The organism is Amphritea sp. (genome assembly GCF_016744155.1).
Lineage (GTDB): Bacteria > Pseudomonadota > Gammaproteobacteria > Pseudomonadales > Balneatricaceae > Amphritea.
Genome location: NZ_JADGEW010000013.1, coordinates 27,536 through 50,302, shown reverse-complemented (window position 1 = coordinate 50,302; position 22,767 = coordinate 27,536). Strand labels below are relative to the sequence as shown.

The 22,767-nt window shown below is 47.2% G+C and carries 17 protein-coding genes; 14 read left to right on the top strand and 3 right to left on the bottom strand.

Annotation, left to right across the window (positions count from 1 at the left end; translation table 11 throughout):
* Positions 1-5 precede the first annotated feature (5 nt).
* Positions 6-893, top strand: coding sequence for a LysR substrate-binding domain-containing protein (locus tag QZZ54_RS11475; protein WP_290702825.1), 888 nt, complete (start codon positions 6-8; stop codon positions 891-893).
* 194 nt (positions 894-1,087) lie between these two features.
* Here QZZ54_RS11475 and QZZ54_RS11470 read toward each other — a convergent pair whose 3' ends face one another.
* A complete protein-coding gene (locus QZZ54_RS11470; RefSeq protein ID WP_290702824.1) occupies positions 1,088-1,375 on the bottom strand; it encodes a DUF1330 domain-containing protein in 288 nt (95 codons plus the stop codon).
* A gap of 277 nt (positions 1,376-1,652) precedes the next feature.
* On the opposite strand from QZZ54_RS11470, the gene QZZ54_RS11465 reads away from it, so the two are divergent.
* The 7 genes from QZZ54_RS11465 (at position 1,653) to nadS (ending at position 13,599) form a co-directional block, all read left to right on the top strand.
* Entirely contained in the window at positions 1,653-2,648 is a 996-nt protein-coding gene (locus QZZ54_RS11465; protein WP_290702823.1) for a substrate-binding domain-containing protein, read from the top strand.
* A 9-nt stretch (positions 2,649-2,657) separates the two neighbouring features.
* Entirely contained in the window at positions 2,658-5,510 is a 2,853-nt protein-coding gene (locus QZZ54_RS11460) for an EAL domain-containing protein (RefSeq protein WP_290702822.1), read from the top strand.
* 591 nt (positions 5,511-6,101) lie between these two features.
* On the top strand, positions 6,102-9,575 hold the full coding sequence (locus tag QZZ54_RS11455; protein WP_290702821.1) for an ATP-binding protein: 3,474 nt from the start codon (positions 6,102-6,104) through the stop codon (positions 9,573-9,575).
* A 13-nt stretch (positions 9,576-9,588) separates the two neighbouring features.
* A complete protein-coding gene (locus tag QZZ54_RS11450; RefSeq protein ID WP_290702820.1) occupies positions 9,589-10,509 on the top strand; it encodes a DNA-binding response regulator in 921 nt (306 codons plus the stop codon).
* A 533-nt stretch (positions 10,510-11,042) separates the two neighbouring features.
* Positions 11,043-12,524 carry a GGDEF domain-containing protein gene (locus QZZ54_RS11445; protein ID WP_290702819.1) on the top strand — a complete coding sequence of 494 codons (1,482 nt, stop codon included), beginning with the start codon at positions 11,043-11,045 and terminating at the stop codon, positions 12,522-12,524.
* Positions 12,525-12,994: 470 nt separating this feature from the next.
* On the top strand, positions 12,995-13,312 hold the full coding sequence (locus QZZ54_RS11440) for a type II toxin-antitoxin system RelE/ParE family toxin (RefSeq protein ID WP_290702818.1): 318 nt from the start codon (positions 12,995-12,997) through the stop codon (positions 13,310-13,312).
* A complete protein-coding gene (gene nadS / locus QZZ54_RS11435; protein WP_290702817.1) occupies positions 13,309-13,599 on the top strand; it encodes a NadS family protein in 291 nt (96 codons plus the stop codon). The genes QZZ54_RS11440 and nadS overlap by 4 nt, the downstream gene beginning before the upstream one ends.
* Positions 13,600-14,253: 654 nt before the next feature.
* Here nadS and QZZ54_RS11430 read toward each other — a convergent pair.
* Both QZZ54_RS11430 and QZZ54_RS11425 read right to left on the bottom strand, forming a co-directional pair.
* A complete protein-coding gene (locus QZZ54_RS11430) occupies positions 14,254-15,120 on the bottom strand; it encodes a DMT family transporter (protein ID WP_290702816.1) in 867 nt (288 codons plus the stop codon).
* Positions 15,121-15,242: 122 nt separating this feature from the next.
* The gene (locus tag QZZ54_RS11425; RefSeq protein WP_290702815.1) at positions 15,243-16,124 is read right to left on the bottom strand and encodes an AraC family transcriptional regulator; all 882 of its coding nucleotides are present in this window, start codon (positions 16,122-16,124) and stop codon (positions 15,243-15,245) included.
* 135 nt (positions 16,125-16,259) lie between these two features.
* Between QZZ54_RS11425 and QZZ54_RS11420 the strand changes: the two genes are divergently transcribed.
* The 6 genes from QZZ54_RS11420 (at position 16,260) to urtE (ending at position 22,767) form a co-directional block, all read left to right on the top strand.
* Positions 16,260-16,736 carry a YHS domain-containing (seleno)protein gene (locus QZZ54_RS11420; protein ID WP_290702814.1) on the top strand — a complete coding sequence of 159 codons (477 nt, stop codon included), beginning with the start codon at positions 16,260-16,262 and terminating at the stop codon, positions 16,734-16,736.
* A 280-nt stretch (positions 16,737-17,016) separates the two neighbouring features.
* Positions 17,017-18,303: an urea ABC transporter substrate-binding protein gene (urtA, locus tag QZZ54_RS11415; RefSeq protein ID WP_290702813.1), complete on the top strand. Its 1,287-nt coding sequence runs from the start codon at positions 17,017-17,019 to the stop codon at positions 18,301-18,303.
* A 153-nt stretch (positions 18,304-18,456) separates the two neighbouring features.
* Positions 18,457-20,064 (top strand): urea ABC transporter permease subunit UrtB, encoded by a 1,608-nt coding sequence (urtB, locus tag QZZ54_RS11410; RefSeq protein WP_290702812.1) that lies wholly within the window; start codon positions 18,457-18,459, stop codon positions 20,062-20,064.
* An 8-nt stretch (positions 20,065-20,072) separates the two neighbouring features.
* On the top strand, positions 20,073-21,245 hold the full coding sequence (gene urtC, locus QZZ54_RS11405; RefSeq protein WP_290702811.1) for an urea ABC transporter permease subunit UrtC: 1,173 nt from the start codon (positions 20,073-20,075) through the stop codon (positions 21,243-21,245).
* Positions 21,242-22,075, top strand: a complete 834-nt coding sequence (gene urtD / locus QZZ54_RS11400) for an urea ABC transporter ATP-binding protein UrtD (RefSeq protein WP_290702810.1) — start codon at positions 21,242-21,244, stop codon at positions 22,073-22,075. The genes urtC and urtD overlap by 4 nt, the downstream gene beginning before the upstream one ends.
* Positions 22,072-22,767: an urea ABC transporter ATP-binding subunit UrtE gene (urtE, locus tag QZZ54_RS11395; RefSeq protein WP_290702809.1), complete on the top strand. Its 696-nt coding sequence runs from the start codon at positions 22,072-22,074 to the stop codon at positions 22,765-22,767. Before urtD ends, urtE begins: the two co-directional genes overlap by 4 nt.

The window sequence follows — 22,767 nt, the reverse complement described above, 5'->3', positions numbered from 1 at the left end:
GCTTGATGGCTTATATTCCGCTGATGAATGCCCTGAAAACCTTTGTGGTGGCGGGCAAATATCTTAACTTTACCAAAGCTGCTGAGGAATTATTGGTATCACCTTCAGCGGTAAGCCATCAGATCAAAACCTTGGAAGAGTACTTGGAAGTACGGCTGTTTAGTCGTACCAGCCGTAGTATGTTACTCACTGATGAGGGTTATCGTCTTTATACCTCTCTGGATGAGCCTTTTAAGGCCATTGCCAGTGCCGTGCGTAATGTGATGGAAGTGAAACAACAGGCCAATCTGCATATCGCATTGCGGCCGTTTTTTTCAGTTTCATGGCTCGCACCGCGGCTGAAAAATTTCTGGGTTAAAAATTCTGAAATACAGGTGGATCTTATTCATCGAAATAGCGCCCCTGATTTCAGCGCTGAGAATATTGATGCGGCTATTCTCTGGGGTAAAGGGGAGTGGCCAGGTGCAGAAGCGCAGAGGCTTATTCCTGGGGATCTGACGCCCGTCTGCAGTCCTGCTTTTCTTAAAGAGGCCGGCAGGATTCACCACCCCGAAGATCTGGCGGGACACACCTTCATTCATGACACGGATTATGCCCCCTGGCGTGAGTGGCTGGATCTGGCCGGAGTGGAGAAAATACGTTGTGAAAGCGGCTTGATATACGATGATACCAATGTGCGTTTGCAGGCCATTTTGAATGGACAAGGTATTATGCTCGGCTGTCCGCTGCTACTGCAGAAAGAATTAAAGGAGGGGTCGCTGGTAAGATTGTTTGATCTGGAGTTAACCGACTATGCCTACTACATAGCCTGGCCCGATTTCAAAGAACCCGATAGAAAAACCGCCACGTTTATCGACTGGATTAGCAAAGAAGCAGAGTTGTTGATTCGCTGATAATTGCGTTTATGTTAGTCGCCAGATCGCAGCTTTGCAGCTGGCTCGTTTAGCTTTCAGTAGAAGTCATGCCCTCACGGCGATTATCTTTGCTGTTCCTCAGTGGTAGAAATGATCTCTATAAAGAGTGTCACCACAGATAACATTAAAAGAAGCAGAGTAATTGATTTCTGCGTAAGTGCTCACACTAGTTATCACAGCCCTTCAACGCTAACCAGTCGAGCAGAGCTACACTCATCTCGTATCGATATAAGGTTTTGGTAAACCTCTCCGTAATAGAAGGCTTCAAAAGCATCCACTGAAGCAAATTCGAGCAGTACGATCCGCCGCGGAATCCAATCACCCTCGTAAACTTTGTGGGGCCCTCCTCGAGAAAGATACTTGGCACCCGCCGCTTCAAGTGCAGGTTTTACTAGCGTCATGAAATCTTGGTAGCGCTCGGGATCCTGTATCTCAACATCAAAAATTGCGTACGCAGTCATATCTAACTCCTTACTGAGGGGCTTCTCTAAAGCGATAAACTGAGCATAGCGAGTGGATAGAACAAAATAAATGAAGAATTGAGCACTGCTATCAATCCTATTGCGCTGTAGGTCATGTTCTTATGGGTAATTTCATGTATTACAGGAATTAAGCTGGACAGAAACCTTTTAAATCTGAATAGTAATAATTATAAAGTTGGTTACGAGTGCTTATGTACACACACACGCTGTGAGATAGGTCGTAAGTGGTTTGATTTTTGTGCAAATGGAGCATGATATGAAGTATTCAACCCCGGCGTCTTCACTTATATTCGTTTTACTTTTTGTCTTTGGCCTTGCCGGTTGCAGTGAATCAGAGCCTGTCACTCGCCAATCTCCGCCTGCAGCTGAGAAAGAAGATGCTGCTAGTTTGCCACCTCCGAAAAAAATTGCCCTGGTTATGAAAACCTTAACTAATCCATTCTTCATTAAGATGGAACAAGGTGCCCGACAAGCCGAAGAGGAGTTAGAGGTAGAACTGATCGTTAAAACAGCAGCGCAAGAGACCTCTATTCAGCAACAAATTGGAATAGTTGAGGGGCTTATAAGAGCCAAAGTCGACGCTATAGTAATTGCACCTGGCGATTCGATAGGGCTTATACCTGTTTTAAAACAAGCGCAGGATGCAGGCATTATCGTGGTTAACATCGATAATCGTTTAGATCGTGAATACTCCAAAGCATCAGGCTTAGCAGGCGTACCTTTTATTAGCGTAGACAACGAACAAGCTGCATATGACTCTGCTAAAACGCTCGTAACACCGTTGAAAAAGCCGACTGAAGTTGCAATTCTAGAGGGCATCAGAGCCGCTGAAAATGCTAAAGATCGAAAGAATGGGGCGATGAGAGCATTCAACGAATCAGAATTTGTAACGATTGTCGCCAGTGAAACAGCTCATTGGAAAATTGATGAGGCATATGAGGTAACAAAGACTCTTCTGGAACAGCATCCTAATATAGAAGCTATATTTTGCGCGAATGACATGATGGCTCTCGGAGCTGTCAAATACCTGAAAGATAATGGGCATAAAAAAGTTAAAGTAGCGGGTTACGATGCATTAGATCAAGCATTGATTGCAGTCAAAAATGGAGAAATGATCGCTACAGTTGATCAGCAGGCCGCAGAGCAAGGCTATCAGGGAGTACTTTTTGCATATAGGGCGTTAATAGGTGAACGCCTCCCCGCAGTAATTTTAATTGATACTCGCTTAATAACAAAAAATTCCTCGTACTAAGGAAACAAGATGTTTCATCCACAAAAAAACATCTTAGTTTCCTTTATAGGGTTGATGATTTTCATTTCAATTATTCCGCTCATTGTCGTGGGGTATATCTCTTTTCAGACGGGTAGCGAAGCTATTAAGAATGCTGAGTATCGCTATGCTCGAACCCTTTTGGAAAGTAAGAGCGAGCAACTGCTAATTCAGCTTCAACAGGTAGAGAGTCTGATTGCAAACATCTCAGGTGTTGAAGAAATAGTTGATGCTTTAGATGATATGGGGACCGTTCCTGACAACTATACTCAGCTATCTACTCAAGCCCGCATCGGTTATATCTTGAATGGTTACTTGAATCTCGAAGGCCTTATTTCAATAGATATTTTTACGGAAGGGGATGCGCACTATCAAGTGGGAGAAACGCTAGATATTAGCTCGATTCGTGAGGATGTTGTAACTTTCATTAAAGAGAATACACGAAAGTCAGATCATCAGGTTTATTGGGCAGGCGTTGTGTCTAATGTGAATGTAACATCACGACAAGATAAGGTTCTGACGGCGTCAAGAATAATTCATGTACTTGATCGAAAAACACTGAAGCAACGTCCTGTTGCGACAATTGTTGTCTCATATAGTCTGGACCATATAGCTAATCAGTTTGAGCACATCAACCTCTTGCCAGGAAGCCAGTTTGTCCTATTAGATCAGTTTCAGAATGTAATTTATCAGAACTCCTCTGACGTTAGTTTGTCGTTTATTAAGTCCTTGCACTTAGACAGGACAATAAGCGATGTAATACAACAAGGTAGTCAACGATATCTTGTTCAGCATATGGATATTGCCCCCTATCGCTGGCATATGGTTAATGTCGTACCTGAAGTAGCATTACTATCGGGTGTAATAAAGATAAAAGACTCTACTGTTAGCTTAGTCATTATAGGGCTAATTTTAGTTGTGTTTTTAGGTTGGCTATTTCTGAGAAAGATTCTTGATCCAGTAAAATCAGTTATAGATGGGTTTAAGCTATTAGAGAAAAATAATTATGATTTGACTCATCGATTACCCGTTAAGGGATCGAATGAACTGTCACAGCTTGTGATCTGGTTTAATACTTTTCTTGATACTTTATCCGCTCGTACAGCGTCCGATAAAGCATTAGCCGAGAGTCAGAAGCGTTATGAACTTGCGGTCAATGCTTCTCACGAATCATTGTGGGACTGGAACCTTGAAGAGAATATGCTTTACCTTTCTCCGCGATTTCGACTTTTACTTGGCCATGACGTTTCTTCTTCGCTTGGTGAAACTGTAAAACCATCAGTTTGGCTGGATAGAATACATCCAGAAGATAAAAGCTTACTGGAGATGAAGCTTGAGTCACATTTACAAGGTAGCTCGCCTTTTTTTGAATCTGAATATCGTATCAGGCAAGTAGATGGTAGCTATAAATGGATACTGAGTCATGGTCTTGCTGAGCTCAATAATGAAAGTAAACCCAAAAGAATGGCCGGTTCTCATACGGATATTAATGATCGAAAAATAGCTGAATTACGCCTTTCTCATGATGCTTTCTACGATAATTTAACAGGGCTACACAATAGGTCTTGGTTTATAAGTTATCTTGATCAAAAGCTTGAAAGTTTCTCTCGCCAACCCGATCAGCAGTTTGCAGTATTATTCATAGACTTAGATAAATTTAAAATAGTCAACGACACGTTAGGGCACTCTGTTGGAGATCAATTACTAAGAGAAGTCTCTGAGAGACTGAAGGGCTGTTTACGCAGTGCGGATATTTTGGCTCGATTAGGTGGTGATGAGTTTGTAATGTTGCTGGAAAGCAGAGATGTTTCATATTTTACCAGAGTCGCTGAAAGAATTATTAATGGGCTAAATACCCCTTTTTATATTGCCAAGCAGGAGTTGAAGAGCGGAGCGAGTATTGGTATCGCCCTGAGTAATGATGAATACGCTAACTCAGAGCAGATTATTCGTGATGCCGATATAGCGATGTATCAAGCTAAGCTTTCTGGTAAGAACTGTTATGTAGTGTTTGATCAGGATATGCGAAGACATTTGGTTGAGGATGTTCAAGTAGAACAAGAGCTGAGAACTGCCTTACAAGATAATCAGTTTATCCTTTACTATCAGCCGATCGTTGAGCTTCAATCGGGCCATGTTGTTGGCTGTGAGGCCCTTATTCGCTGGAACCATCCAACGAGAGGGATACTACTGCCTGGTGAGTTTATTCCGATTGCTGAAAATAGTAATCTCATGCATGCACTCGGAATCTGGGTTTTCGAAACAGCGTGCAAGCAATGGAGTGAGTGGAGAAAAAATACCCCTGACATCGCTGGTAAATGTCTGTCTATAAACGTCTCAACCATTCAGTTCTATGACAATCATCTGCTAACCTTTGCAAAAAAGATGACGCATCAATATGGCTTCAATCGAGGAGAGCTAGCTGTCGAGATTACTGAAACCGCGTTAATACGAGATACACAACATGCGGTTAATGTGATTGAACAGTTGAAAAAAGAGGGCATTAATATTCACCTCGATGATTTCGGCACGGGCTTTTCATCGCTGAAACACCTGACTGACTTTACAATTGATAAGATTAAAATTGATAAGTCCTTTGTAATGAAATGCACAGATTCACAGAAGCATAGGCGCATAGTGAACGGCATCCTATACTTGGCACATGAGCTGGAATTGAGTTGTATCGCCGAGGGGATTGAAAATATTGAACAGCTTAATATTACTAAAAAGCTTGGATGTGAATTTGGTCAAGGTTTTTATTTTGATAAGCCTTTGCCCGCTGCGGAAATGCAAAAAGCCTTAAGTCATTCTTCAATAATAAAAAACTCGTTAGAAGTAGACTAATCTGTCTACTCAATATTTATCGATTTTTGTTGTCCTTGATGACTCGGGTCAGAATTGATTTATAAAATGATCTGTTTAAGTCAGTAATAGCCTCAGGCCCATCCCCTAAACGCTAACTCAAGTTGAACTAGCCCCTCCTTTTCGAGCAAGCGACGCAGTCGCGTCTAGCCACGAACAACGAGTAACGTCTCAGTTTTACCTTCGTGTTCTCGGTGTCCTCAGTGGTAGGAATGATCTTTAAAAAGAATGTCACCACAGAGAACACCGAGGGCACCGAGATTAATTAGAGCGGTGATCTATTGTGTCGAGCAACCAAAGGGCATGCCAGCGTCACTCCTACAAAATTTGCCCCGTCCTAGGTCGGCTCTTCACGCTTTTTCGAGCAAGCGACGCAGTCGCGTCGAGCCACTTCTCAGCCTTTCCCCTCCGTCTGGCACAAACCCTGCAATCTAAACCCTTATTAAAGCCCGGTTTACGGAAAAACAGTTATATAGGCTCTGTTGTGGTGCGCAGATGTGCACTGCCGGGATTTATTCGCACTAAATTTGTGCGATTAGATGTAATTGTTTTAAAGGATGAAGTCAGGAGTTTATGCCAGCTTTCCAGAAAATCCTTAAAGTGCGACGCCATTATAATAAGTGGGTTGCTGATCAGACGCTGGAGGATTACGCGCTTCGTTTCACCGCGCGTAAAGGGCGTCATATGAGTATCTCCCGGGTGGGTAAAACCGCGCTGGGGGCGGCTTCATTTCTGGCACTTGAGGGGTTGGCAGCAGCGGTCACCCTGAGTTATGGCTTTACGAATACTGTGATTGCGATGCTGGCGGTCTGTGTGGTGTTGTTTATCACCGGGTTTCCTATCGCTTACTACTCTGCCAAACACGGGTTGGATATCGACCTGCTGACCCGGGGCGCGGGGTTTGGTTATCTGGGTTCTACGCTGACGTCTCTGATTTACGCCTCGTTCACCTTTATCTTCTTTGCCATTGAGGCGGCGATTTTGGCCTCTGCGCTGAAAGCGTTGTTTGGTATTCCACTGGCGGTGGGTTATCTGCTTTGTGCCGTGGCGGTTATCCCTATCGTTACCCACGGTATAACGGCGATTAGCCGGTTCCAGGTGGGGACACATAATCTCTGGGTGGCGTTGCAACTGGCGGCAATAGTGGTGGTGCTCTGGTACGAATTTGATAGTTTGCAGGGCTGGACTGAGTTTAGCCCGGGTATGGCTGCAACCGCCAGCGGTGAGTTTGACATCATTATGTTTGGCGCCGCGGTATCGGTGTTCTTTGCGCTGTTTGCACAGATAGGCGAGCAGGTGGATTATCTGCGATTTATGCCGGAGAAAACCGAAGAGAATAAGCGTCAGTGGTGGTTCTGGCTGATTATGGCCGGCCCTGGTTGGGTGTTTACCGGGATGATCAAAATGCTCTTGGGTTCCTTTCTCGCCTATCTGGCAATCACCCAGGGAATGAGTGTTCAGGAAGCATCAGATCCCACCTATATGTATCAGCGGGTGTTTCAGCTGATGACCGGTTCACCCGAGATCGCACTGTTGTTGGCGGCATTGATGGTGGTGGTCTGTCAGATGAAGATCAATGTCACCAACGCCTATGCTGGATCAATCGCCTGGTCGAACTTCTTTTCCCGACTGACCCACAGCCACCCGGGGCGGGTGGTCTGGCTGGTGTTTAATGTGACCATCGCCCTGATACTGATGGAACTGGGCATCTATCAGGCATTGGAAGCGATTCTGGGCATATTCGCCATTATTGCGATCAGTTGGCTGGCGTCATTGTCGGCGGACCTGTTGATCAATAAGCCGCTGGGGCTGAGCCCGCCCGGCATCGAGTTTAAACGGGGCCATCTGTATGACATCAACCCGGTCGGTATGGGGTCGATGGTGATCTCAACGACACTGGGAATGTTGAGTTATCTGGGCCTGTTTGGCGAAGAAGCCCGCAATCTTTGTCATTTTGTTAGCCTGACGAGCTGTTTTGTTTGTGTGCCGCTGATCGCCTGGCTGACCGGTGGGCGTTACTATATTGCCCGTACCAACGAAGACTTGAACCGGTATATTCGTCTGGTGCCGGTTACTGGCCACACCGGCGGTGTCAGTATCGTCACCTGTGGTATCTGTGAGAATGATTTTGAGCGGGAGGATATGAGCTATTGTCCCGCCTATGATCTGCCGATCTGCTCCCTCTGTTGTTCGCTGGATGTGCGCTGTCTGGATAACTGCAAACCTAAGGCGCGGCTTTCCCGACAGGTAATGGAGATGCTTCATCTGCTTCTACCTCGGCGGGCGGTGAAACTGGTCAGTTCCCGTTTGGGAAAATTCGTGGCCTTGTTGCTGGTGGTGAATCTGGTGTTGGGTGCCTTACTGGCGGTGATATTCCGTCAATTAGCACCGGAAACCCCGGAGGAAACGGCGCTGGTGTTACAAACAATCTGGACACTGTTTTTCACCCTGTTTATCGCCTCTGGGGTAGTGACCTGGCTGTTTTTGCTGACTCATGAAAGTCGGGTAGTGGCCCAGCAGGAATCCAACCGGCAGACCATGAAGCTGACTCGAGAGATCGATGCCCACGAGAAAACCGACCTTGAATTGCAGCAGGCAAAAGAGTTGGCTGAGCGGGCTAATGCTGCTAAAAGTCGCTATCTGTCGGGTATTAGTCATGAATTGCGTACGCCGCTGCAATCGATACTGGGTTATGCACAGTTGTTGCGTGAACGTACAGAGTTACAGGAAGATGAACAGCGGGGCCTGGATATTATCCATCGCAGTGGTCTTTATCTAACGGACTTGATCGAGGGTTTGCTGGATATCTCTAAGATCGAAGCGGGGCGCTTAGATCTCTATCGTAATCAGGTAAACCTGCCGGAGTTGATCGAACAGCTGGCAGAGATGTTCCGTATGCAGGCGTTACAGAAAGGCATTGAATTTAACTGTCACATCGCCAACCCTTTGCCGCAACGTATCGTCACCGATGAGAAGCGCTTGCGGCAGATTCTGATTAATCTACTTTCCAACGCGATCAAATATACCCCGAGTGGCCGGGTTGATTTTGACATTCATTATCGGAATCAGGTGGCGGAGTTTGCCATCCGGGACACCGGCCCGGGTATCGATGAGTATCAGATGCAGCGGATCTTTGCGCCCTTTGAACGAATTCGTAACCGAGACACTGCCCACCTTCCGGGCACAGGCCTGGGGCTGACCATTGTTAAACTGCTGACCGAGATTATGGGGGGCGACCTGCAGGTTGAGAGTAAGCCGGGGCAGGGGAGTTGTTTCAAGGTCTCGATGATGCTGCCCTGGGTGAGTAGCGAAGAGTTAACTCCGCTGTTGCAAGAACGTCGCATCATCGGTTACGAAGGCTATAAGCGGACGCTCTGCCTGGTGGATGATGACCCGGTATTGCGTGGCTTGTTGGCTGATATTCTGATGCCGCTTGGGTTCAATATTATGGAAGCCCCGGATGCGGATAGCTGTTTAGTTTTGTTGCAAAAGACGGAACCAGATCTGTTCCTGCTGGATATCTCCATGCCGGGCATGTCCGGTTTGCAGTTGGCGAGTATTCTTCGTCAGCGCAAAGTACCCGGCAAGATTGTGATGTTGTCGGCCGATGCCCGTGAGCTGTCGGCTAAAGATGAGGGGCACGATAGTTACGATGACTATCTGGTGAAGCCGGTGGCTAACCATCATCTGCTGGAAACCTTAGGCAAGTATTTGGAACTGAAGTGGATCTACCGGGGCGAGTCGGAACCGCTGAAAGCGATTGTGCCAGACAAGCTGGCATCGGGTGAACGCCGGACTGACAAGATAGCTGAGGATGCGGTTGAAGTGTTTCTTAAAGAGGACATGGCGATCAGCCAGCCGGACCATCCGCTGATACTTGAGCTAAAAAACTGCGCCGAACTGGGTTATCGCAAAGGCGTGATGCAGTGTCTGAAAGAGATTGAAGGGCTGGAAATACTATCCACAGGGGCGTTGGCTCATCTGCGAGAGCTCAGTGAAAACTTCCTGTTTGATAAGCTTGTGACCTATCTGGAGGCTCAGGGCTAATGAGTGAGAACCTATGAATATGAGAGAGAAAGGATCGGTGCGAAATGATGTGGTGCTGGTGGTGGATGATTCGCCTAATGCACTGAGTTTGATTAACGATGTGCTGGAAGGTGCCGGGCTGGATATTCTGGTGGCACTTGAGGGGCGTCAGGCGTTGACGATCTGTAAGCGAATCCGACCCGATATTATTCTGATGGATGCGGTCATGCCGGTGATGGATGGCTTTGAAACCTGTAAACAGCTTAAAGCCGACCCAGACCTGGCGACCATTCCGGTCGTCTTTATGACCGGCCTGACCGATACCGACGATATTGTCCGGGGGCTGGATTCCGGCGGTGTAGATTACCTGACGAAGCCGATCAGCCCAAATGAGTTACTGGCCCGCATCCGTGTTCATCTGAGTAATGCCCGCCAAACCAGCAGTGTTCACAGCGCTTTAGACAGTACAGGTCAGCATCTGCTGACGGTAGGAGAGGGGCAGATTCGCTGGGCGACGCCGAGAGCCTACTCTCTACTCACCCGAGCTGAGGTGACTGAGCAGATTCAGGCTGAGTGCCTGTTACCCCAGATCCGTAGCTGGCTGGCTCATACCCCCGCTGAACAAGACCGGATGTTGGTGCGAGATCTGCAATACCCACTGACACTTAAACTCATCGGCTATCAGAGCAACGGTGAAGTCTTGATGCAGCTTATCGATGGCAAAAAGCCCACCGGTGCTGAACTGTTAAAACAGGAACTGGACCTGACCGAACGGGAAGCCGAAGTGCTGTTCTGGCTGGCGAACGGTAAAACCAACCGAGAGATCGCCGAGATTCTGGAAATCAGCCCGCGGACAATCAATAAACACCTGGAACAGATCTTCCCTAAACTTTCTGTAGAGAACCGAACCGCGGCGGCGGGGGTGGCGTTAAGGCTGATTGCCAGTCACGAATAAACAGCCGTAGCTTGTTGTTCGTAGCTTGATGCGACTGCGTCGCTTGCTTGAAAAAGCGTTAAAGTTGCCGGGAGAAAAGTGTTGGCTTACATCAATTACTCTGACTTATTTATTCAGGCTTTGAATCCTTGGTTTTTCTCTGTGACCTCGGTGTCCTCTGTGGTGCATGATGTTTAAAAAGCAGTTTTACCACTGAGGCCACAGAGAACACAGAGGGGGAAGACCAGAGAATGTTTTTGGGAAAATAGATCTGTCCCAAAGAAGCCAGAACATGCGCTTAAAGCACTGAGTATATAAAGCCGTAGCTCGTAGTTCGAACGTCACAAAGAGCGTGACTTGCTCGCGGCTCGCTCAAAGCCTAATGATAAGCGTTTAAGTTAAATGCGTTGTAGGGAAATCGTGGTTCTACTCAATGGTTTCTATCTACTGCCTAGAATGAGGTTCAAAGCTCAAAAAAACTAAACGATAATTGTTACACTCCTCTAATGCTAATTTACAAACTAGGACCTGGAATACAGGTCAAAGGAACAGTTTTGTACATAAACATTCGCCCAAGGAAAGCCGCTAAAGGGCTTTTCATTACCTTATTTGCGGGCGTGTTCTTATTAGCCATGAACGCGACTGCTGCCCAGACTACTGATGATATTGGGCTGACCCAGGCCGAACGAGACTACTTAAAAACTAAGAAAGTGCTACGTGTTTGTGTTGACCCAGATCGCCTACCTTTTGATGGGGTGGATGGAGACAGGCAACATGCTGGGCTATCGAAAGATTACTTTGATATTTTTTCACGCATGCTGGCTGTCGAGATGGTTGTGCCTGAAGTTCAGGACTGGAATGACCTGATCAGTAAGGCAAAGAGTCGCGAATGTGATGTGGTTTCTCAGATTAATGCCAGTGAAAAACGTAAATCATTTCTGGATTTTACGACTCCCTATTTTTATCTGCCTTTAGCGGTTGTTACCCGTTATGACCGGATTTTTGTTGAGGAGAGCCTAGAGGGCGCAGGGACTCAGTTTGCGGTGATAAAAGGTGATATCGCGATCGATAAACTCAGGCAGCGTTACCCCAGTGTTGTGCTGGTCGAAGTCAAAAATAATATCCAGGCGATGGAGCTTGTGTATGAAGGTGAGGTCTTTGGCTATATCGGCGCACAAGGTGCCGTAGCTTTTGCCATACAGTCTCTTAATCTGAATAAACTGGCGGTTACCGGCAGCTTACCCCTTCGATATGAGTTATCGGTTGCCACGCGTAATGATGAGCCGTTACTGGGTAGCGCGTTTGAAAAGGCGGTTCTGCATCTCGATCCGAAAGAAGGGCAAAGCATTCGTGATAAATGGATAGCCATTACGATTGAGAAGGTCACAGACTATACTTTGCTATGGCTGACTTTATTGATACTAGGAACAGTGCTGGTTGTCTCGCTGTATTGGAACCGTTATCTAGCCAAAGCGAACAGGAAAATTCTCGATACGCTTAAAGATTTAAATGATGTGAAGGCGCAACTTGAAGAACAGAATAAGATGTTCAAGCGGCAGTCGATCACTGACGCTCTCACGGGAATTTACAATCGCCTTAAGCTGGATGAAGATCTGTCTTATGCCATCAAACGATCTAAACGCACGAAAAATGACTTTTCCATTATCTTGTTAGATATCGACAACTTCAAACTAGTGAATGACCGCTTTGGTCATCTTGTTGGTGATGAAGTACTAAAAGCGTTCTCTTCTTTGATAGCCAGTGCTATTCGTGAAACTGATATTGTCGGGCGCTGGGGCGGCGAAGAGTTTCTCATCATCTGCCCTGATACCGATCTGCAGGGTGGTAAGAAACTGGCGGAGCAACTAAGAAAGCGAGTTGAGGAATACGAATTTCCTGAAAAACAGCAGCTCAATGCCAGCTTAGGTGTCGTGGTTCATGAAGATACTGAAAAAGCAGATGCGGTTATCGCCCGTGTTGATAAAGCGCTTTATCGCGCGAAGGAGCAGGGGCGTAATCGGGTTGAGGCGGGTTAGTTTTTAAAAGCCGTAGCTCGTAGTTCGAACGTCACAAAAAAAAACATGACTTGCCCGTTGCTCGCAAGAACTTTCTTAATACATTTAACGGCAAGCGTTTAAGTTAAATGCTTTGTAAGAGGGTTGTTTGTATATAGTTTTATTTTTCAATCCCAGCAGTTATGCTGGTTTATCGTTAGATAAGGCGTGTTTTGCAGTTCAGTGCAAAACATTAGAAACAAAGGGATTTGTAAGAAACGTTGGTGCGCTACGACACCCTGCTAAGGGTGCATTGGGCATTCTCGTTTTTGTCTTAAGGGAGATCGCGATGTTCACAACTTTTACTTTACTGTCTCATCTCTACTATGCCTTTTGTAAGTATTGCCAGGCATGTCTATACGCTTGTTTACGATTAAATCAATGACTCTTACCCTGTCGACTTTCGAGCATGGATAGTGGTACGCCATTGGCGTATAATAAATGGAGAATAAATGGTTATTGTAGAAACCGCTGTATTCACAAAGCTCATTAAAGAGATGCTGAGTGATGACGAATATAAAAACCTCCAGGAAGTGCTTATAAGTCGTCCAGCTTCAGGGGATCTGATAAAAGAATCCGGCGGGCTTCGGAAAATCCGCTGGAGTGTACAAGGGACGGGGAAAAGTGGTGGTATACGCGTAATCTACTATTGGGTAGTTGATGACCATCATATTCGCATGTTGTATGTATATCCTAAGGGCAAGCAAGACAACTTAACTAAAGCACAAGTGGCACAATTGAAAGCCATAGTTGAAAGGTGGCAACAATGAATAATGAAATGTTTGATGAGCTTTTAGAAAGCGTTCAGCAGATGGATGAGATTGTAAAAGAAAATAAAAAAGCATCTCGGACCTTTGATTTTCCTGACCCTGAAGTTAAGGCTATTCGCGAGCGTCTGGGAGTTTCTCAGGAAAGGTTTGCATTCATTCTCGGTGTGAGTAAACGCACAATAGAAAACTGGGAGCAAGGGCGTCGACACCCCACGGGAGCAGCGCGATCACTTTTGCGGATTGTCGAAGCGGATCCAGAACATGCGCTTAAAGCACTGAGTGCATAAAGCCGTAGCTCGTCGTTCGAACATCACAAAGAGCGTGACTTGTTTGTTGCTCGCTCAAAGCCTTCTTATTAGATTTATGGGTAAGCGTTTAAGTTAAGTGCTTTGTAAGACAGTTGTTTGTTTTTGCAGTTTATTTTCTTCAGTTCAGCGATCATGCTGGTTTTATCGTTAGATAAGGCGTGTTTTACCGCTTAGCTATTTTGTTTGCAAAACATCAGAAAACAGAGGGATATCAATAAGGGCTTTGAACCCTTGGTTTTTCTCTGTGACTTCGGTGTCCTCTGTGGTGCATGAGGTTTAAAAAGCAGCTTTACCACTGAGGCCACAGAGAACACAGAGGGGGAAGGCCAGAGAATGCTTTTGGAAAAATATATTTGTCCCAAAGAAGCCGTCGCTCGTTATTCGTAGCTCGACGCGGCTGCGTCGCTTGTTCGAAAAAGCGTTAAGCTGCCGGGAGAGAGGGTATTGGCTTAAATCAATCACTCTGACCTATTTATAGATTCAGGCTTTGAACTCTTGGTTTTTCTCTGTGACCTCGGTGTCCTCTGTGGTGCATGAGGTTTAAAAAGCAGCTTTACCACTGAGGCCACAGAGAACACAGAGGGGGAAGGCTAGAGAACGTTTCCGGGAAAATAAATCTGTGTCGTGACCGCTTTAAGTTAACTTCTTTTTTTCAGCGCGAATGCTTATATAGTTCCCCGTAAACATGACTAACGCGCCTATTAAAACGGCCCACTCCAGCGGTTCTGAGTAAAGCAAGAAGCCGACTCCGGCTATCAGAGGCAACCTCAAAAAATCCATGGGTATGACAACCGTGGCATCAATCAGCTGCATCGCGCGTGTTATGCAGTAGTGGGCACTCATGGCGGTCACTCCAACAACCACAATCCAAGGCCAGGCGTCAAAGGAGGGAGTTCTCCAGTCATACAGTGCTGGGATTAGCCCTAACGGCAGCTGGATAACGGTCATGTAAAACAGGATACAAAGCGGACTGTCTATATGGGCTAACTTTTTAGTCATTGTGTGGGCTACCGCATAACATATAGCGCCTCCCAGCACGGCCAGTGAAGCGGGTTTCATCACTTCCAACCCCGGGCGCAAAATGATTAGCATTCCTGCAATTCCCAGTGCAATAGCGATTATCCGGGGGACAGTTAATCTTTCGCCCAAAATAAACAGGGCCAGTACGGCGGTCCACACCGGCACTGTGAACTCAATCGCAAAGACCTCAGCTAGTGGTATAAATGCCAGACCGTAAAACCAACCAAACTGGCCGCCGAAATGAGCAAAGTTTCTTAAGCAATGTATTGATATCACCGGGGTGCGGATCTGGTGCCAGCCACTGCGGTGCAACAGACAGCAAATCACCAGCAACCCGATAACACTCCGGAAGAATAAGATCTGAAAGGTGCTGAGTTCTTCTGATAATTCCCGTCCTCCTATGGCCATTGCCATAAATGAAATCAGGGTGCCGACCATCCATAAGGCGGCTATTGATGCGGGATTTTTACTCTTCTCCAAGCCGCCTATCCTTAATCGATGTTTATATCCGTGGGTTTGATTTTTTTATTCTGAGAGAGCATGAAAACCAAACCTTAGCAGGTTGGCATTATTTCCCCCTGTAGTGGATCACGAGGTTCGGCTTATACAACTTCAGTCTTGGCACGCACCAACCCGGGGCCGACACCCATTACACGCTTAAAGGCTTTTGAAAAAGAGGATTCACTTTCATAACCGCAGCGCACTGCTGCATCCAGAGTGGTGATGCCTTCATCAGCTAGCCAGCGATACGCTTGAGTCATACGCCATTGTGTCAGGTAGTCCATCGGCGATTGCTCAACAACCTCTTTGAATAAACTGGAAAATGCAGAACGGGACAGCGAAGCAGCACTGGCGAGTTCATCTAAGCTGAGGCGTTGGCCGCTGCTCTGTTGATGGATGAGCTCCATGGCAGCACATAATTGTGGATGGGATAACGCGGCAAACACGCCGGTGGCGGTATCAAGGCTACCCCTTACCAGTAGATAAAACAGGCAGTCGGCTAAACGATTTAATAATACATTCGTGTGTTGGCCCGATGTTTGAGATTCTTCCAGAATTAAATCAATAATACGGCGAGTTGCACCCTGGTCGCTGTGTCGCACGACAATTAACTTAGGCATCTGCGCAACAAGCTTTTCAAATATTGGATGTTGGTGAGCAAAGTTGCCGCATACCAACCCGGTGGATTCTTCCTCCACGCTATGGGTCATAGGTAATGCTTCGACCTGATTAACGGCCGGGTTGTTATTCAGCAAATTAGTGATGCAGTGCTTTGCGTCAGAAGGCATAAACACAGCATCACCTTCGTTTAGCTCGATGGCTTCGCCGTCAAACTTAAAAAAGCACTTGCCCCTGGAGACCACATGAAACGTCATTTGGCGCGAACCTGAGGTATCCACCGCCCAATTGCCACAATATTGGCCATTGTGGTGCACATTGGCTTCTATTTTTAAGCTGTCGAGTAATTGATTAATTGCATTCATAGACGATCAGACATAATTCCCGGTAATTCGAACCTATCGATTAATAGGGGCTTCTTTAAGATATAACACATCAAGACTCTGTGCTTGTTTAGGAAAAACTAACTGTAACTTACAATGCAAAATAGGACTACAACAATGAAAATCTTATCGATTTTATCGCCACTTAAAACACTCGCATTGCTAGCGGCTTTCTCTTTCAGCAGCCTTAGTTTTGCAGGCGTAGAGGTGCAAACCGACGAAAACAACGTAACACTGGCAGGCCATGATGCTGTGGCTTATTTCACTGAGAATGCCCCGGTTGAAGGTGATGCAAATATCAGTGCGGTTCATAACGGTGCAATCTATCATTTCTCAACAGCAGCAAACCGCGATACCTTCAATGCTAACCCAGAGAAGTATGCGCCACAATTTGGCGGCTACTGTGCATACGGCACATCATTGGGTAAAAAGTTTGCTATCGATGGTAAAGCGTTTGAACTGATCGATGGTAAATTGTACGTTCAAAAAAGCGAAGTTGTGCAAGAGGTTTGGTCCGAAAATACCCAGGCTAACTTAGCCGCCGCTAATAAAAACTGGCCTAAAATTAAAGGTATAGCCGCTGATAAACTATAAGCTCATAAACTTCTTATAGATCAGCTGAACCTAAGCGGCATACGGTAATTATCGTATGCCGCTTTTTTTCTGTGGCTAGAAAAGCTATAGCTCGTGGTTGGAACTCGCAACGAGCCACGAACGATCCGTATACGTCATTTGACGTACACCGATGCGTCAATCACCCCATACCGCAGTGCAGCACATTTCCCAATAATGATTGAGTGAATTTCATTAATGCCTAGGGCTTATTTCAACCCGGCTAAAGAATTGAAACTTAACCTCAAGAAGGGAAATAGATATGAAGATAAAACATCTGGTTTCAGGTATGGCGCTTGCGTTGAGTGCGTCGGTACTGAGCGCTAGCGCGATGGCTGGCGATACCATCAAAGTAGGTGTACTGCACTCTCTTTCCGGCACGATGGCGATTTCAGAAACGACTCTGAAAGATACTGTTCTGATGATGATTGAAGAGCAGAACAAGAAGGGTGGTTTGTTAGGAAAGCAGCTTGAAGCTGTGGTTGTTGACCCTGCTTCAAACTGGCCTCTGTTTGCGGAAAAGACCCGTGAGTTGCTAACTAAAGATGAGGTTGATGTTATTTTCGGCTGCTGGACTTCCGTATCACGTAAGTCTGCGTTGCCGGTGCTTGAAGAACTGAACGGTCTGATGTTCTACCCGGTTCAGTATGAGGGTGAAGAGTCTTCTAAAAACGTATTCTATACCGGTGCTGCGCCAAACCAGCAGGCGGTTCCTGCGGTTGATTACCTGATGAATGATATCGGTGTTGAGCGTTGGGTACTGGCGGGTACTGACTATGTTTACCCACGTACCACTAACAAGATTCTTGAAGCTTACCTGGTCGCTAAAGGTGTAGCCCCTGAAGATATCATGATCAACTACACACCTTTCGGTCATTCTGACTGGCAGTCTATCGTTTCTGATATCAAAAAGTTTGGCGCTGAAGGCAAGAAGACGGCGGTAGTGTCGACGATTAACGGTGACGCTAACATTCCTTTCTACAAAGAGCTGGGTAACCAGGGTATCTCTGCTGAAGATATTCCAGTGGTTGCTTTCTCTGTAGGTGAGGAAGAGTTGTCTGGTCTTGATACTAAGCCTCTGGTCGGTCATCTGGCTGCCTGGAACTACTTTCAAAGTGTTGAAAGCGATGCGAACACCGCCTTTATCGCTAAGTGGAAAGAGTTCACTGGTAACCCTGATCGTGTAACTAACGACCCTATGGAAGCGACTTACATCGGTTTCCAGATGTGGACTCAGGCAGTTGAAAAAGCTGGTTCTACTGAAGTTGATGCGGTTGAGCAGGCGATGATTGGCCAGGAAGCTGAAAACCTGACCGGTGGTATGGCTTACATGAACAAGAACCACCACCTGAGCAAGCCGGTACTGATCGGTGAGATTCAGGAAGATGGTCAGCTTGAAGTGGTTTGGGAAACTGAAGGTGTTGTGCCCGGTGATGCTTGGTCTGACTTCCTGCCAGGTTCAAAAGATCTGATTGCAGATTGGACTGCGCCTATCTCTTGCGGTAACTACAACACAGTCACTAAGACCTGTTCTGGTCAAAATTTCTAAGGCTTGATTGCTTAGGCTTTTTATAAAGCAGGCTTCTATTCGGAAGCCTGCATTACTCATAGGCCAAGATTCATCTAAAGAGTTCTTCATAAAACGCTTTGAATAAAGTGTTTTAGCAAGCGCTTATCTGCCTTACCCGAACGGAGATCCCCCGTGAATTATTTTATTAAGATCTGTAGCTGCCTGTTGGCTTTGTTGATCAGCAGCAGTGCGCTGGCTGAACTGCCTTCTGCCGCACAGCAACCGCTCTTGCAAGAGCTGACAACGGTGAAGCTGAGCAAAACATTGCCCGTTTTACACCAGCTGGAAGCTAGTGAAGGGGCGGATATGCTGCCCCTGTTTAAGACGCTGTTAGGCGGCAACCTCTATTTCGTTAAAGAAGATGGCCGTCTGCTGGGGAAGTATAAAGCGCAAGGTGCGACTCTCTATGCCGATCTTTTTACCGGTGAAAAGCTTGCCGATCTGACTAAGAAGCAAGTGAAGAAGATCAAAGTTAATAACAGATTGCGCGGCTATCTGGGTGAGGCTATCGCCCGGATTCAACTGAGTAACAAAGATTCTGACGTAAGAGCCGAAGCGGTACGTTCACTCTTCTCTGATCTGGATGCAAATACTATTGAATTGATTCGCACTGCACGCCTGGATGAACAGAGTCGTTCGGTTCAGGAAGTGATGGATGTCGCGCTGGCACTGTACAGGGCTGATAATTCGGACGATGCAACTGAGCGACTGCAGGCGGTGAAAGATCTGCAGGGCAGTCTTGAACCTTCGGTGCGTAACCAGTTAACGAAACTGGCTGAGAACGACCCTTCCCGCAGTGTGCGTAAAGCGGCACAGAAAGGTGTAGATAAAATTGCCAAGCAGGCCGAGAAGTATAGCTTTGTGAATCAGCTGTTTTTCGGTCTGAGCCTTGGCTCGGTATTACTGTTAGCGGCCATTGGCCTGGCGATTACTTTCGGCGTAATGGGGGTTATCAACATGGCCCACGGCGAGATGATTATGCTGGGTGCTTACACCACCTATGTGGTGCAGCTGTTATTGCCCGAGATGATTGAATACTCCCTTTGGATCGCGGTGCCAGCCGCCTTTATTGTGTCAGGTACTGTCGGGATTCTGATTGAACGTCTGGTGATTCGCCATCTGCATGGCCGGCCACTGGAAACGTTGTTGGCGACCTTCGGTATCAGTCTGATTCTGCAGCAGCTGGTGCGTACGGTGTTTTCTCCCCTCAACCGTCAGGTGGCAACCCCTGACTGGATGAGCGGCTCTATTGAGATCAATCCGCTACTCAGTCTAACCCTTAACCGTTTATATATTGTCGCCTTTGCGCTGTTGGTCTTCATGATTCTGTTAATCGTGTTGAAGAAAACCTCGCTGGGTCTGAATGTTCGCGCCGTGTCTCAAAACCGGGATATGGCTAAAGCGATGGGTATCCGTACCGATCGGGTGGATGCCATGACCTTTGGTCTGGGCTCGGGTATTGCCGGTATCGCCGGTGTCGCCCTGAGTCAGCTGACGAACGTGGGCCCTAACCTGGGGCAGGCGTACATTATCGACTCATTTATGGTGGTGGTGTTCGGCGGTGTGGGTAACCTTTGGGGTACGTTGGTCGCCGCCTTTACTCTGGGTATTGCGAACAAGTTTATCGAGCCGGTTACCGGCGCGGTACTGGCCAGTATTCTGGTATTGGTATTTATCATTCTGTTTATTCAGAAGCGTCCTAAAGGGCTGTTTCCGCAGAAAGGGAGGGCGGCAGAATGAGCGGCTTTATGAGCAAGTTTATGAGCTTTTCACGTATCAATGGTGACAGTAAGGTAGCCCCTTTTGTGGTGCTGCTTCTGACGGTAACGGTGCTGGCATCGGCCTGTAATCTGCTGCTGCCATCGGACTCAATATTCTATGTGTCCACCTATACGATCACCCTGTTAGGTAAGTACCTCTGTTACGCCATGCTGGCGCTGGCGGTGGATGTTATCTGGGGTTACTGCGGCATTCTTAGCCTGGGGCACGGCGCCTTCTTTGCGTTAGGTGGTTACGCCATGGGCATGTACCTGATGCGTCAGATCGGTGATCGGGGTGTCTACGGAAACCCTGACCTTCCAGACTTTATGGTGTTCCTCAACTGGAGTGAAATGCCCTGGTTCTGGCATGGCATGGATCAGTTCTGGATCGCCATGCTGATGGTGTTGCTGGTGCCGGGCTTACTGGCCTTTGTGTTTGGTTGGCTGGCATTTCGCTCCCGGGTAACCGGTGTATATCTGTCGATTATGACTCAGGCACTGACTTATGCACTGTTACTGGCTTTCTTCCGTAACGAGATGGGTTTCGGTGGCAACAACGGGCTGACTGACTTTAAAGATATTCTGGGTTTTGATCTGCAAGCGGATAGCACCCGGGTCTCGCTCTTTATCATTACGGCGTTGCTGTTGTGCGGGCTGCTGATATTGAGCAAGAAGATCATGCAGACCCGCTTCGGCAAAGTGATTATCGCAGTGCGTGACGGTGAAAGCCGGGCTCGCTTCATCGGCTACAAAACGGAGAACTACAAAGTTTGGTTGTTTGTTTACTCGGCGATGATTGCCGGTATTGCCGGTGCACTTTATGTCCCCCAGGTGGGCATCATTAATCCGGGAGAATTCTCACCGATCAACTCTATTGAGATGGTTATCTGGGTGGCTGTGGGGGGTAGGGGAACGCTGATCGGCGCGATTATTGGCGCGATTTTGGTGAACTACGCCAAAACTAAATTTACGGCGATTATGCCGGATGGTTGGTTGTTCGCACTGGGCGCGATGTTTGTACTGGTGACTCTCTATCTGCCAAAAGGTTTGATGGGGCTATTTGCGCAACTCCAGGAGCAACTTAAAGAGAAACAACAGCAGTCTAAAAATCAGAGCGGAAATGACAGTCCTAATGAAAAAGCTGAGGAGGGCCACGCATGAGTATTTTAGATAGCACCCGTGATGTGATGCGTCGTGATCAGGTTTGGTCGTTTCTGCAGGAGCCTGAGCAGAAGGTAGATATCTCCCACCAGGTACTGCTTTATGTTGAAGGGCTTAATCTTAGCTTCGATGGTTTTAAGGCATTGAATGATCTGAATCTCTATATCAATGACGGTGAACTGCGCTGCCTGATCGGCGCCAACGGGGCGGGTAAAACCACCCTGATGGATGTGATTACCGGTAAAACTCAGTGCGATAGTGGTTCCGTCTATTTTGGTCAGTCGATCAACCTGCTGGATAAAGACGAAGCGGAGATCGCTCAACTGGGCATCGGGCGTAAATTCCAAAAACCGACGGTATTTGAAGCCCACACGGTGATGGATAACCTTGAGCTGTCACTGAAGAGTAATAAGTCGGTATTGCCAACGCTGCTGGCGGTACTCAACGGTGAAGAGTATGACCGTATCGATGAAGTGCTGGAAACTATTGGTCTGAAAGGCGAGCGGATGATGCTGGCCGGTTCGCTGTCCCACGGGCAGAAACAGTGGTTAGAGATAGGCATGCTGCTGATGGCTAACCCTCGTTTGCTGCTGGTGGATGAGCCAGTGGCGGGCATGACGGTACAGGAAGGCGAACGCACCGCTGAACTGCTGACCTCGTTGGCCGGTGAACGCACGGTGGTGGTGGTCGAGCATGATATGGAGTTCGTCCGCAGTATCGCCCAAACCGTGACGGTATTGCATCAGGGGGCTGTTCTGGCGGAAGGCTCGATGGATGAGATACAGAATAATCAGGATGTGATTGAAGTGTATCTGGGAGAAGCACCATGATCAGTATTAAAAACGTTAATCAGTTTTATGGTGGCACGCAGATTCTCTGGGATCTCAATCTGGATATTAAGCCGGGGTCTTGTACCTGCATTATGGGGCGTAACGGGGTCGGTAAAACCACCTTGCTGAAATGCATCATGGGTCTGTTACCGGTCAAGAATGGCGAAATTCTGCTGGAAGGTGAGCCGTTGCAGAACAAGAAAGCTGAGTTTCGGGCACCTGCTGGCATCGGTTATGTGCCCCAAGGGCGGGATATCTTTCCGCTGCTGACCGTTGAAGAAAATCTTAAGGTAGGTTTACCCATCCGCAAGGATGGCGCAAAAGAGATACCGGAAAAGATTTTCGAACTGTTTCCCGTCTTAAAAGAGATGCTTCAGCGTCGTGGGGGCGACCTGTCGGGTGGGCAGCAACAGCAGTTGGCGATTGGTCGCGCACTAGTGCTGGAGCCGAAAGTCTTGATTTTGGATGAGCCCAACGAAGGGATTCAGCCGAACATTGTTCAACAGATCGGAGATGTCATTTTAAAGCTCAACAAGGAGGAGGGGCTTACCGTGATTCTGGTCGAACAAAAACTGGGTTTTGCGCGTCGAGTAGGCGAGGAGTTTCGACTGGTAGAAAGAGGCCGTGTCGTGGCCAGCGACCGGATGGATAACCTCAGTGAAGATCTGATTCGTCAGTACCTGGCGGTATAA